The organism is Arthrobacter sp. Br18 (assembly GCF_000520555.1).
Taxonomy (GTDB): Bacteria; Actinomycetota; Actinomycetes; order Actinomycetales; family Micrococcaceae; genus Arthrobacter_D.
Map to the genome: position 1 here is coordinate 44,182 of NZ_KI914851.1, position 12,227 is coordinate 56,408.

Below are 12,227 nucleotides of genomic sequence, written 5' to 3' on the forward strand. Positions count from 1 at the left end.
CGCCGCCGATGCGCTGCGCGCAACGGGTGCGCCCCTGCCGATGCTGCACGGCGTGCCTCTGGCCCACAAGGACCTCATCGACGTCGCGGGGGTGAAAACCACCCTGGGTACCGCCGCCCTTGACCACGCAGTCGCAGCGGACGACTCCCCCCTCGCCGCAGTCCTCCGGGCTGCCGGCAGCATCAGCCTCGGCAAGACCCAGGTGCCCGAGTTCGGGCTGAGCTGCCACAGCGAGAACCTCATCGCACCGCCGGCACGCAATCCGCTCGACCCTTCCCTCAGTGCCGGGGGGTCGTCGGGCGGCAGCGCTGCCGCCGTCGCCGCGTGGATGCTGCCCTTCGCCCCGGGAACGGACGGCGGTGGATCGGTGCGGATCCCCGCTGCGGCGACCGGCATCGTGGGACTGAAACCGAACCGCGGGAGGGTCCCGGCCGGATCGGGGCAGGCCGACCTCGGGCAGTTCGGGGTAGCCGGACCCCTTGCCCGAACAGCCGCGGATGCGGCTCTCCTCCTCGACGCCATGGTGCGCGCCCCGAACTATCGCGCCACCTCCGCCGCATCCCGGAGCGGACGGACGTTCCTCGACGCCGCGCTGCGCGCCGAAGGGCGCCTCCGGATCGGCGTCAGCACCGTGTCGCCGTTCGCGGCGGCGCTCGACGTCCACCCCGAGCCCGTGAGCCTTCAGGCACTGGACAGCGGAATCCGCCGGCTCCAGGACGCCGGCCATGACCTGGTCGACGCCCCGCTGTCCTACGACCCGCGCTACTTCTCCGCGTTCCAGCCCGTCTGGACCGCCGCGCTCGCGACGGCGCCCATCCCCGCGGACCGTGAGGAACTGCTGACGGACCTCACCCGCGTGTTCAGGCAGCGTGCGCAGCGGCGCAGCGCACCCGAGCTCGCGACCGCCATCGACATCCTGCGCCAGTTCGAACACGACACCATCCGGCAGTACGCCGCGTATGACATGATCCTCACCCCGGCTCTCGGCATGGCCCCGCGGCCCGTGGGGTGGTACACGGATTCCGACGCCGACACCGACTATGAGCGCCAGTGCAGGTACACCCCCTACACCTCGATGGTGAATGTCTGCGGCCTGCCCGCCATCACGTTTCCCACCCTGGCCACACCGGAAGGGCTGTCCATGGGGGTGCAACTCATCGCCCGTCCCAGCGAGGAGGCTCAGCTCCTGGCGGTATGCGCCCAATTGGAGGCACTTCCCTGAATTCCGGCGGTATGCGCCCAATTGGAGGCACTTCCCTGAATTCCGGCGGTATGCGCCCAATTGGAGGCACTTCCCTGAAATTTGCTGTTGGGAAAACCGGTGGCACCATGGAATGAATGAGCACTGTGCGCAACCAGCCGACAGCCGGCACTTCCAGGAGTTTCTTCGGGCATCCCCGAATGCTCGCAAACCTGTTCAGCGTGGAACTGTGGGAGCGGTTTTCCTTCTACGGCATGCAGGCACTGCTGCTGTACTACATGATCTACACCGTGCAGGACGGCGGCCTCGGGTTCGATGAGGCCACAGCGGCAGGCCTCGTGGGAGCCTACGGCGGCGGGGTGTACCTCTCGACGATTCTCGGTGCGTGGATAGCGGACCGGCTCCTCGGGTCGGAGAAAGTGCTCTTCTACTCCGCAGTCCTCATCATGTTCGGGCATATCGCCCTGGCCGCACTGCCCGGAGTGGCCGGCCTCACTGCCGGCCTGGTGCTCGTCGGTGTCGGATCGGGCGGTCTCAAGGCCAACGCCTCATCACTGGTCGGCACGCTCTATGCTCCCGGTGACGAACGCCGCGACGCCGGGTTCTCCATCTTCTACATGGGAATCAACGTGGGGGCGCTGCTTGGTCCGCTCCTGACGAACCTGGTGTGGGCGTCGTATGGCTTCCACGTGGGGTTCGGCCTTGCAGCAGTAGGCATGGCTATCGGCCTCGTGCAGTACTCGCTGACACGGAAGAACCTTCCCGACGATGCCCACACGGTGGAGAACCCGCTTCCCCGTGCACAGTTTCCCCGCTGGGCACTCATCGGCGGCGCCGGCCTCGCGGCAGTGATCCTCGCGGTCGGGACGGGCCTCCTGAACGCGGGCAACCTCGCGAACGTCATGGCGTATGCCGCCATCGCCGCCAGCATCGCCTATTTCGCAGTAATTCTCTCGAGCAGAAAAGTGTCACCGGTAGAGCGCCGCCGGGTGTACTCCTTCATTCCGCTGTTCTTGGCCAGCGCCGCATTCTGGTCGCTGTTCCAACAGCAGTTCACCGTGGTTGCCCTCTACTCGGAATCCCGGCTGGACCGCATGATCTTCGGGTGGGAGATGCCGCCGGGAATGGTCCAGTCGATCAACCCCATCTTCATCATCCTGTTCGCCGGCGTCTTCGCGGCGGTCTGGACCAGGCTCGGCAGCCGCCAGCCTTCCTCGCCGGTGAAGTTCGGCCTCGGCCTGGTTCTCATGGGAATCGCCTTCCTGGCCTTCATCCCGTTCTCCGGCGGTGGGGCCAACAGCACACCCCTCGCTGCGCTGGCAGGGATACTGCTCCTCTTCACCTGGGCCGAACTGTTCCTGTCGCCGATCGGCCTCTCCGTGGCGACGAAACTCGCACCGGAAGCGTTCCGCACCCAGACGGTGGCGCTCTTCTTCCTCTCGATCTCCCTGGGAACGACGGTGTCGGGAATCCTCGCCGGGTATTACAGCCCTGACAGTGAGGTACCGTACTTCTCGTTCAGCGGCATCACGGCAATCGTGCTGGGCGTAGCTCTTGTGGCCGCTACGCCGGCGATCCGGCGGCTGATGAGCGGGGTCCGCTAGGCCCGGGCCCGGGTACGGGACCCGCCCTTGCGCTACGAGGGCGGATCCCACAAACTCGGACTGACCAGTAACATGCCCGGCAGTGCCGATCAAAGGAGATCCTGTGCCCAATCTCGCCTCCAACCTTGTGGCTACGGCGTCCGCCCACCCGTCCGCGGTGGCCATCAAGCTTGACGACGTCGAAGTCACCTTCGGTGCCATGGAGGTACTGAGCCAGAAGGTCGTCACGATGCTCATGGAGATGGGAGTGAAGCGTGGCGATCGCGTCGCGCTCATCATGCCGAACATTCCCCAGATGGCATTCATCTATTACGGGGTGCTCCGCCATGGAGCGGTGGTCGTGCCCCTGAATCCCCTCCTGAAAGGCCGCGAGATTGCCTACCACCTCGCTGATTCAGGGGCGAAACTGGTCTTCGCGTGGGAGGGCATCCTGCCGGAGGCCCGGACCGGTGCAGACGATGCGGCCGGGAGCGGCGTGGTGGTGGACGTCATCCCCGTCGACAGCGCAGCCTTCATGCAGCGGGTGGCGGGTGCGGAACCGACACCGGGCGTGGTGGAGGTGGGCGGTTCGGATACCGCCGTCCTGCTGTACACCTCGGGGACCACGGGGCGGCCCAAGGGTGCTGACCTCAGCCACGACAACCTCCGGCGCAACACCGAGGTCTCCCGGGACCTGATGGGCATCAAGGTGGGCGAAGTCCTCTTCGGAGGGCTGCCGTTCTTCCACATCTTCGGCCAGACCTGCGCGCTCAATGCAGCAGTGCTCACCGGGGCCACGGTGACCCTGCTGCCCCGGTTCGAGCCGGGCAAGGCGCTTGAGATCATCGAACGCGACGGCGTCACGGTCTTCGAGGGCGTTCCCACCATGTACATCGCGATGCTCCGCCACCCCGCGGTCAAGGATACGAAGCTCGCGTCGCTTCGCGTGGCGGTCTCAGGGGGCTCAGCCCTGCCGGTGGAAGTGCTGCACGAGTTCGAGCGCGTCTTCGAGGCTGATCTGCTGGAAGGCTACGGACTGTCCGAGACCTCGCCGATCGTCAGCTTCAACCGGGTAGGGAGCGTCCGTAAGCCCGGCTCAATCGGTACGCCCGTGGACGGCGTCGAGGTGCGCATGGTCGACACCGATGGGGCCGACGTTCCCGCGGGCGACGTGGGCGAACTCGCGGTCCGGGGGCACTGCGTCATGAAGGGTTACTGGAACAACAGGGAGGCGACCGATGCCGCCATCCCCGACGGCTGGTTCCGGACGGGTGACCTGGCGCGCTTCGACGAGGACGGTGCCATCTTCATTGTGGATCGGAAGAAGGACGTCATCCTGCGCGGTGGCTACAACGTGTACCCGCGCGAGGTCGAGGAGGTTCTTTACGAGCACCCCGCTGTCGCGGAAGCCGCGGTAGTGGGGGCCGCCGATGAGTTGCATGGGGAGGAAGTGGTCGCGGTGGTGGGCGTGAAAGCCGAGCATGCGCCTGCTGACGACGACGCCCGGCGGGTACTCAGCGAGGAGATCCTCGGATTCGCCAAGGAACGCCTCGCCGCCTACAAGTACCCCCGCCGGGTCGTCCTCGTGGATCAGCTTCCGAAGGGTCCGACCGGAAAGATCCTCAAGCGCGAAATCAAGGTGTAGGACCTGACCGGCTGCGCGCTGGCCTACTTGTCGTCGTTGTCGGCCTCGAAGCCGGGGGCCACCTCGGCTTCGGGGCCCGGCCCGCCGTAGCCGCCGGCGTCCTGCTCTTCGGGCTTGCCAGCGGCGTCGGCGCCGGCGTCGTTGTCGTTGTCGTCGGGATTTCCACTGGCATTGGTCGGGTTTTCACTCACAGCGGTGCCTTTCTCCTGGGGCGCCCTGTCCGGGTACCGATACTCAGCTTACTTAGGATCGGGCGGACATCAAGCTCGAATATCAACCTGAAGTAGAGGTACTGAAGGCGATGAGCGCAACGAACGACACCACAACCAGCACCGTCAACGCCACCATGACGTAACCGATGATCAGGCCCGTCAGCGCCAACGCCTTTCCGCTCGGCTCCCGCTTCAGGGCAAGGTGGCCGAAGACCACCGCGAGGATCTGCGGAATCACCAGGAACCCGCCCGTGAAGATTGCTGCGATGCCGAGGGCCAGGGCGGCGATGCTCAGCCCCTTCTGCCCCGGCGCCTGATAGCTCCCGTAATCGCCGCCGCCGTCCGGGCCGCTCCCGTAATCGCCGCTGTACTGGCCGCTCCCGTACTGGCCGCCGCCGTCACCCATGCTGCCCGGCGGCGAACCCTGGGCGGGCGTTCCGTAGGGCGGCCCTCCGGTGGGCGGTCCCTGCACCGGATCGCCACCCGGGGACGGCGGTGATCCCCCGGGGTACCCCGACGAGGCCCTGGTGGAATCCGAGTACCAGCGAGGGTCCTTGGGATCATTGAAGGGTGGGCGTTCCTGCGGGCCGTCGTCGGCCATGTCTGCATCTTTAACTGTGGAACTGCTAACTATGGGACTGCCCTGGGGACGAGCGTTGTTCTCCTGGACCTCATCCTACTGAGTATCCTGCGCCGACTCACGGCAACTGGTGTATTTCCGCTGGTTCTTTGACATGCTGGGGCCATGGCTAACCGAGCGGGCACCGTCGCCCTACCCAGCGACCTCATCGACGTAACAGCACTCCTCGACGCGTATTTCGACGTCGTACCGGATCTGGAGAATCCGGCGCAGCGTGTTGCGTTCGGCACCTCCGGCCACCGGGGGTCGTCGCTCAAGGCCTCGTTCAACGAGGTCCACATCGCAGCCATCACCCAGGCAATCGTCGAGTACCGGGCCGGGCAGGGCATCACCGGCCCCCTGTTCATGGGGAAGGACACGCACGCGTTGTCCGAGCCGGCACAGAACACGGCCCTGGAGGTCCTCGCGGCGAACCGGGTGACGGTGCGGATCGACGCCCGGGGGGCGTTCACGCCGACACCCGCCGTCTCGCACGCGATCCTCGCCTACAACTCGAGCCGCACCGACCAGGCTGATGGGATTGTCATCACCCCCTCCCACAATCCACCGGGCGACGGCGGCTTCAAGTACAACCCTCCCCACGGCGGCCCCGCGGACTCCGATGCCACCAACTGGATTGCGGCACGGGCCAACGAGCTCCTCGAGGACGGATTGCGCGGCGTGAAGCGCGTACCGATCGCCGAAGCCCAGCAGGCCGAGGGCATCGGCACGTATGACTTCCTCCAGCACTACGTCGATGATCTGCCGAACGTCCTAAACCTCGGGGCCATCCGGGAATCCGGTCTGCACATCGGCGCCGACCCCATGGGCGGAGCCTCGGTCGATTACTGGGGGGCGATCGGCGAACGCCACAACCTGAACCTCACGGTGGTCAACCCTGCCGTCGACCCCCAATGGGCCTTCATGACCCTGGACTGGGACGAAAAGATCCGCATGGACTGCTCGTCGCCCTCGGCGATGGCCTCCCTGATCGCCCGCGCGTCGGAGTACGACATCGCCACGGGCAATGACGCCGACGCCGACCGCCACGGCATCGTGACCCCCGACGCCGGGCTCATGAACCCGAACGCCTACCTCGCAGTGGCGATCGACTACCTCTACCGCAACCGTCCCCTGTGGCGCGATGACGCCGTCATCGGGAAGACCCTCGTCTCGTCCTCGATCATCGACCGCGTCGCAACGGACCTCGGCCGGGTGCTGCAGGAGGTTCCTGTCGGTTTCAAATGGTTCGTCCCGGGCCTCCTCTCGGGCGAACTGGCCTTCGGAGGTGAGGAATCGGCAGGGGCGTCCTTCCTCCGACACGACGCCTCGCCGTGGAGCACCGACAAGGACGGCATCCTCCTGGCGCTGCTTGCCTCGGAAATCACCGCAGTCACGGGCAGGACGCCGTCACAACACTACACGGGGCTCACCGAGCGGTTCGGTGCGCCCGTGTACGCGCGGATCGACGCAGCCGCCACCCGGGAGCAGAAAGCCGCCCTCGGGAAGCTCTCGCCGTCGGACGTCACGGCCACGACCCTGGCCGGCGAGGACATCACTGCCCGCCTCACCGAAGCCCCCGGCAATGGCGCGCCCGTCGGCGGATTAAAGGTCACCACGGAGAATGCGTGGTTCGCTGCGCGGCCGTCAGGCACCGAGGACGTTTACAAGATCTACGCCGAGTCCTTCCTGGGGGAAACCCATCTGGCGCAGGTGCAGGCGGAGGCGAAGTTGCTGGTCGACAACGTCATCGGCGGCTGACCCCCGGTTGCAGGAGCCGACTGCTGCAGGAGCCGGCGGTTACAGGAGCCGGCGGAGGAGCCTGCGCTTGATCCGCCCGTACGGCGGATACGCGAGCCGCAGGGTGTCGGGCCCGGGGTTTTTCGAGAACACCGGCCGCTGCTGACTGAACGTGTCGAAGGACCGCTTGCCGTGGTAGCTGCCCGTGCCGCTCGCTCCCACTCCGCCGAAAGGCAGCCCGGGAACCGCGAGGTGGATGGTGCACGCGTTGTGGGCGATGCCGCCGGCCTGCACACCCTCCTCGAAGACCGACCGTTCGGCAGGACTGCTGCTGAACAGGTAGGCGGCAAGTGGATGCGGGCGGGCAGCGATGAAGGCCAGGGCCTCGGGCAGGTCCGCCACCTCAAGGACCGGGAGCAGTGGACCGAAAATCTCCTCCTGCATCACCGGCGAATCCGCTGCCACTCCGGCGAGGACGGTCGGTTCGAGGTAGCGCGATGACCGATCATGGCGCCCACCGGACACCACGCTGCCGTCTCCCAGGAAACCCACTAGCCGGTCGAAATGCTGCTCGCTGACAATCCGGCCGTAGTCGGGACTGGCCGAGGGATCCTTCCCGTAGAAGCTCGTCACCGCCCTTGCCAGCGCCGCTTGGAGCTTTGGCGCCAGTGCCGGCGTCGTGAGGAGGTAATCGGGTGCCACACAGGTCTGCCCCGCGTTCATGAACTTGCCGTAGGCGATGCGGCGCGCCGCGGTCTCGAGGTTCCCGCCCAGCACGACGGCGGGTGACTTCCCTCCCAGCTCGAGTGTGACCGGCGTCAGGTGTTTCGCTGCTGCCCTCAGGACAATGCGCCCCACGCGTTCCCCGCCGGTGTAGAAGATGGAGTCGAACTGCAGTCCGAGAAGCACGGTGCTGGTCCGGACTCCGCCCGGGAGCACTGCGACGGCGTCGCCGTCGAGGTACTGCGGCACCAGCCGCGCAAGCACTGCCGAGGTGGCGGGCGCAAGTTCGCTCGGCTTGAGGACGGCGGCGTTTCCTGCGGCGAGTGCGCCGACCAGCGGAGCGAGCAGCAACTGCAGCGGGTAGTTCCAGGGGCCGAGAATGAGGACGACGCCGAGGGGCCGGGCCTCCGTCCAGGCCCGGGCAGGCAGCAGTGCGGCAGGAACATCCACTTGAACGGGTGCCGTCCACTTCGACAGGTGTTTCAGGGCGAACTCCGCCTCCGCCCGCACTGTTGCGAGCTCTGAGAGGAAAGCCTCGGTGGGGCTCTTTCCAAGGTCGGCCCGCAGCGCCTCAAGGAGTTCTTCCTTCCGCTCCCCGAGCATCTGGACGAGCGCGTGCAACTGCTCGCGCCGCCAGGGCAGCGGCCGCGTCCTCCCGCTGGCGAAGCATTCCCGCAGGCGGCGAACGGCGGTAATCTCGATTGTTGCCGGTCCGGAAGCCGTCATGGCCGTCGGCCCGTGAAGTGTTCCATCGACCGGTACACCCCGAGGCGTCCAGCCACGACGTCCCAGGCGGGTTGGGGAAGCAACCCCTTCAACGCGCTTCCCAGGGCGACCGTCCAGGGCAGCTGGAGCCTCGCTCGGCCTGCCATCAGAGCACCCCAGGCCCTGTCCACCACGTACCCGGGCTCCAGAAGGGGAGTCAGCAAGGGCCCGCGGGCCCCCTCGAACATCCCGGTTCGGATGTAACTCGGAATCAGTGTCGTGACCCGGATGTTCCGGTGGCCGGCCGCCGCGAGCTCAAGCCGCAGCGAATCGCTCCAGCCGATCACAGCCCACTTGGACGCAGCGTAGACACTCATCCGCGGCACGGCCAGTGTTCCTGATGCAGAGGCCACGTTGAGGACCCGGCCGGGCCCGCCCTGCGCCATCAGGGCGGGGAGGAATTCGCGCGTGATGTGCATCGGAGCCAGCGCGTTGATGCTCATGGTGAGGCCGATATCCGCGTCCTGGTCATGCTCCCAGAAGTTCTTCCCCCGCACGATGCCGGCATTGTTGATCAGGACGGCGGGGACGCCGACGTCGTGCATCACCGCCTGCGCTGCCGCGCGAACCTGCTCGAGGGAAGCGACGTCGACGGTGTAGCTGTGGATTGCCGAACCCCTGCCGCTGAGCCGTGCCACCGCCGCTTCGAGCGCCTCTGCGTTGACGTCCCACAGCACCACGACGCCAGCCTTCTCCTGCACGGCACGCTCGGCGTACAGCACCCCCATCCCCATCCCCGCACCCGTCACCAGGACGGTGCGTCCCCGCACAGTAAACTCCACTTTTCCCCCCGTAGCCGTGGAAGCACCGTAACATCCCGGACAAGTGCGACCGATAGAATTCTGGGGATCATCGAACCCCGTTGGAAGGCACAGCCATGAACGCATTCGGAACCAACTGGACCGTTCACGGCGATGGCAGGAACGTGACCGCCTCCGGCTTCGTGGCCCCGAACGAGCGGCTCAGCTGGCCCCGCACCATCGGCATCGGAGCCCAGCACGTGGTCGCCATGTTCGGAGCCACGTTCCTCGTGCCGCTGATCACCGGGTTCCCGCCGTCCACCACCCTGCTGTTTTCGGGAATCGGCACGCTGCTGTTCCTGGTCATCACGGCCGGCCGGATCCCGAGCTACCTCGGCTCGAGCTTCGCCTTCATCGCGCCCATCGCCGCCGCCCAGAGCCAGCACGGTGCAGCCGGGGCCCTGGGCGGCATTCTCATGGCGGGAGCGGCCCTCGCCCTGATCGGCGCCGTGGTTCACAGGGCGGGATCACACTGGATCCAGGTGGTGATGCCCCCGGTGGTGACGGGTTCGATCGTGGCCCTGATCGGGCTGAACCTGGCGCCGACGGCGAAGGCGAGCTTTGAGCAGGGGCCCGTGACGGCGGTGGTCACGGTAGTCACCATCCTGCTGGTGACCGTCCTGTTCCGGGGGATCCTCGGGCGGTTGTCCATCCTCGTCGGCGTCCTGGTGGGCTATCTTGTCGCGGTACTGCAGGGTGAGGTGGATTTCGCCGTCATCGATGACGCCGCCTGGATCGGCCTGCCGGAATTCGCCACCCCGGAGTTCCACCTCTCCGTTGTCGGATTGTTTCTTCCGGTGGTCCTCGTGCTGGTGGCCGAGAACATCGGCCACGTGAAATCAGTGGCGGCGATGACCAACCGCGACCTCGACCCGCTCACGGGCCGAGCCCTGATGGCCGACGGCCTTGCCACCATGATCGCGGGCGCCGGCGGAGGCTCGGGCACCACCACCTATGCCGAGAATATCGGTGTCATGGCGGCCTCGCGCGTCTACTCGACCGCCGCCTACTGGGTTGCGGGAATCGTCGCGATCCTCCTGAGCCTGTTCCCGAAGTTCGGCGCGCTGATCGCCACCGTACCCCCGGGCGTCCTCGGCGGCGCCGGCGTGGTGCTCTACGGAATGATCGGCATCCTGGGCGTCCGGATCTGGGTCCAGAACTCGGTCAACTTCTCCAATCCGATCAACCTTTCCACCGCCGGGGTGGCACTCGTCATCGGCATCGCCGACTTCACATGGATCATCGGCGACCTCACCTTCGCCGGCATCGCCCTCGGCACCGGTGCGGCGCTGCTGATCTTCCACGGCATGACGGCGATCGCCCGCGCGCGAGGCAGCGAACACGTCGCAGCACCCGGTGAGCACGAGTCGACCGACCATGGCAGCCGTCCATCCAAGCTCGGATGAAGCCCGTGCGTGTCGTCGTCATCCCCGGCTACCAGGCGGCTCCGGGCGACCACTGGTTCCCCTGGCTTGCGGAAGCCCTGGTGCAGGGCGGTGCCACGGTCGAGGTGCTGAGCCTGCCGACGCCGCAGGAGCCGATGCCGGGGCCCTGGCTGGAGAGTATCCGGGCCGCGGTCGGCAACCCGGATGGCTCGACGATCCTCGTCGGCCACAGCCTCGGCTGCATCGCGGCCCTGCGCTACCTCGACACCCTGGACGGCGCATGGTCCCTGTATGGCATCTTCCTGATCGCAGGGTTCGGGGAGCGTGTGCCGGAACTGCCGCTGCTCGATCCCTTCACCGCCGTCCCGGTCGACGTTCCCGCGCTGGCGCGGCGCATCACCCACCGGACGGTGTTCGCCTCCGACAACGACTCCGTGGTGCCTACCGTCCTGACGCGTTCCCTCGCGGAACGCCTGTCGGCGCCGTTGGTGGAAATGCACGACGCCGGTCATTTCCTCGCGGACGACGGTTTCAGGGAGTTCCCCGAACTGGAAAGAAGGATAGCCGCACTCCTGGATCGCCCCTGACCGAATCCGGCAGGTTCGGCACCGCCGCCGGGCGGCAGCGGTGCATCGGACGGCCGGCGCCTCCGCCCGTTACGCCGCGAGGTCCCGCCGCCGCACCAGATAGGCGGCGAGCCCGGCCCCGGCAAGGGCCACAAGGCACAGAACCAGGGCTCCCCCGGGGTCGAAGGGTTCAACGGGCATGGCGGAAGAGTGACGGAAGGGGCTGATCTCCTGCGCCCACACCGGAAGGCCGAGGAGCTCCCCGAACTGGCCCAGGATCAACCCCGCGATGAGAAATCCCCAGCCCAGCCCACTGCTCAGCCTCGGCACGGTGGCGAAGACGAGTGAGGTCACCATCGGAAAAACGGCTGCGGCCGGGGCGTGCGCCAGGGCGGCGGCGATCAGAGCCACCCCATCCGTTCCTGACGCGGAGAATCGCAGTCCGATAGCCGTCGCAATACCGGCGGCGGACGTCACTGCCACCACCGACGCAGCGGCTATCGCCAGGTTCGTGGCCAGCCATGGCGTGCGGGACAGCGGAACCGCGAGGAGCAGTTCCGCCCGGCCCTCCACCTCTTCGGTCCGTAGCCGGAGCACCGCCTGGATTCCGGCGGCGGCAGCAAGGACACCGGCCATGCCCAGCAGGGCGGTCACGAAGATGTCGATCACGTTCGACTGGCTGCCCGGTACGAGGCGGCCGATCAACTCCTGAAGGGGCGGATTGCCGGTCAATGCGTCCCTGACCACAGGAGCAAGGCCACCTGCCACCGCGCCGAGAGTTGCGGCGCCGAGGCACCAGCCGGCCAGCGTGGCGCGTTGAAGACGCCAGGCCAGTCCCAGGATCGAGCTCCCTCCGGCGCCGGCCCGATCCTTCCCGCTGCGCTGGCTCAGCACGCCGGCGCCGAGATCCCTCCGTCTCCTGACCAGCACCGCTGATCCTGCCAGCAGCAGCGCGGCCGCTGCCAGGACCAGGAGCGGCAGGGGGTCG

10 protein-coding genes and 1 pseudogene are annotated in these 12,227 nt (G+C 67.2%); 6 read left to right on the forward strand and 5 right to left on the reverse strand.

Features of this window, described 5'->3' with window-relative positions:
* The 3 genes from Y704_RS19175 to Y704_RS0105360 all read left to right on the forward strand — a co-directional run.
* A partial coding sequence (locus tag Y704_RS19175) for an amidase (protein ID WP_035771692.1) occupies positions 1-1,222 on the forward strand: 1,222 nt, incomplete at its 5' end.
* 116 nt (positions 1,223-1,338) lie between these two features.
* Positions 1,339-2,805 carry a peptide MFS transporter gene (locus Y704_RS0105355; RefSeq protein WP_026549351.1) on the forward strand — a complete coding sequence of 489 codons (1,467 nt, stop codon included), beginning with the start codon at positions 1,339-1,341 and terminating at the stop codon, positions 2,803-2,805.
* Positions 2,806-2,908: 103 nt separating this feature from the next.
* Positions 2,909-4,429: a long-chain-fatty-acid--CoA ligase gene (locus Y704_RS0105360; RefSeq protein WP_026549352.1), complete on the forward strand. Its 1,521-nt coding sequence runs from the start codon at positions 2,909-2,911 to the stop codon at positions 4,427-4,429.
* Between the two features lie 23 nt (positions 4,430-4,452).
* Here the strand turns inward: Y704_RS0105360 and Y704_RS23905 are convergent, their stop codons facing one another.
* Together Y704_RS23905 and Y704_RS22645 are read right to left on the reverse strand one after the other, a co-directional pair.
* Positions 4,453-4,620 (reverse strand): hypothetical protein, encoded by a 168-nt coding sequence (locus Y704_RS23905; protein ID WP_155850219.1) that lies wholly within the window; start codon positions 4,618-4,620, stop codon positions 4,453-4,455.
* Positions 4,621-4,702: 82 nt separating this feature from the next.
* A complete protein-coding gene (locus tag Y704_RS22645) occupies positions 4,703-5,242 on the reverse strand; it encodes a DUF4190 domain-containing protein (RefSeq protein ID WP_051476718.1) in 540 nt (179 codons plus the stop codon).
* A 144-nt stretch (positions 5,243-5,386) separates the two neighbouring features.
* Here Y704_RS22645 and pgm point away from each other — a divergent pair, with 144 nt between their 5' ends.
* A complete protein-coding gene (gene pgm, locus Y704_RS0105375) occupies positions 5,387-7,021 on the forward strand; it encodes a phosphoglucomutase (alpha-D-glucose-1,6-bisphosphate-dependent) (protein WP_026549353.1) in 1,635 nt (544 codons plus the stop codon).
* Between the two features lie 39 nt (positions 7,022-7,060).
* Here the strand turns inward: pgm and Y704_RS0105380 are convergent, their stop codons facing one another.
* Together Y704_RS0105380 and Y704_RS0105385 are read right to left on the reverse strand one after the other, a co-directional pair.
* Positions 7,061-8,449, reverse strand: coding sequence for an aldehyde dehydrogenase family protein (locus Y704_RS0105380; RefSeq protein WP_051476719.1), 1,389 nt, complete (start codon positions 8,447-8,449; stop codon positions 7,061-7,063).
* The gene (locus Y704_RS0105385) at positions 8,446-9,258 is read right to left on the reverse strand and encodes an SDR family NAD(P)-dependent oxidoreductase (RefSeq protein ID WP_275451054.1); all 813 of its coding nucleotides are present in this window, start codon (positions 9,256-9,258) and stop codon (positions 8,446-8,448) included. Before Y704_RS0105385 ends, Y704_RS0105380 begins: the two co-directional genes overlap by 4 nt.
* A gap of 107 nt (positions 9,259-9,365) precedes the next feature.
* Here Y704_RS0105385 and Y704_RS19185 point away from each other — a divergent pair, with 107 nt between their 5' ends.
* On the forward strand, positions 9,366-10,694 hold the full coding sequence (locus tag Y704_RS19185) for a uracil-xanthine permease family protein (RefSeq protein ID WP_035771694.1): 1,329 nt from the start codon (positions 9,366-9,368) through the stop codon (positions 10,692-10,694).
* Positions 10,691-11,260 (forward strand): RBBP9/YdeN family alpha/beta hydrolase, encoded by a 570-nt coding sequence (locus Y704_RS0105395; RefSeq protein ID WP_026549356.1) that lies wholly within the window; start codon positions 10,691-10,693, stop codon positions 11,258-11,260. The genes Y704_RS19185 and Y704_RS0105395 overlap by 4 nt, the downstream gene beginning before the upstream one ends.
* 69 nt (positions 11,261-11,329) lie before the next feature.
* Here the strand turns inward: Y704_RS0105395 and Y704_RS19190 are convergent.
* A pseudogene (locus Y704_RS19190) lies at positions 11,330-12,227 on the reverse strand (polyketide antibiotic transporter); the annotation flags it as partial.

What these genes read in the sequence shown, in the direction of transcription:
- Y704_RS0105355 (WP_026549351.1), top strand. Translation starts at nt 1,339, where the DNA reads ATGAGCACTGTGCGCAACCAGCCGACAGCCGGCACTTCCAGGAGTTTC.
- Y704_RS22645 (WP_051476718.1), bottom strand. Translation starts at nt 5,242, where the DNA reads ATGGCCGACGACGGCCCGCAGGAACGCCCACCCTTCAATGATCCCAAG.
- pgm (WP_026549353.1), top strand. Translation starts at nt 5,387, where the DNA reads ATGGCTAACCGAGCGGGCACCGTCGCCCTACCCAGCGACCTCATCGAC.
- Y704_RS0105380 (WP_051476719.1), bottom strand. Translation starts at nt 8,449, where the DNA reads ATGACGGCTTCCGGACCGGCAACAATCGAGATTACCGCCGTTCGCCGC.
- Y704_RS19185 (WP_035771694.1), top strand. Translation starts at nt 9,366, where the DNA reads ATGAACGCATTCGGAACCAACTGGACCGTTCACGGCGATGGCAGGAAC.
- Y704_RS0105395 (WP_026549356.1), top strand. Translation starts at nt 10,691, where the DNA reads ATGAAGCCCGTGCGTGTCGTCGTCATCCCCGGCTACCAGGCGGCTCCG.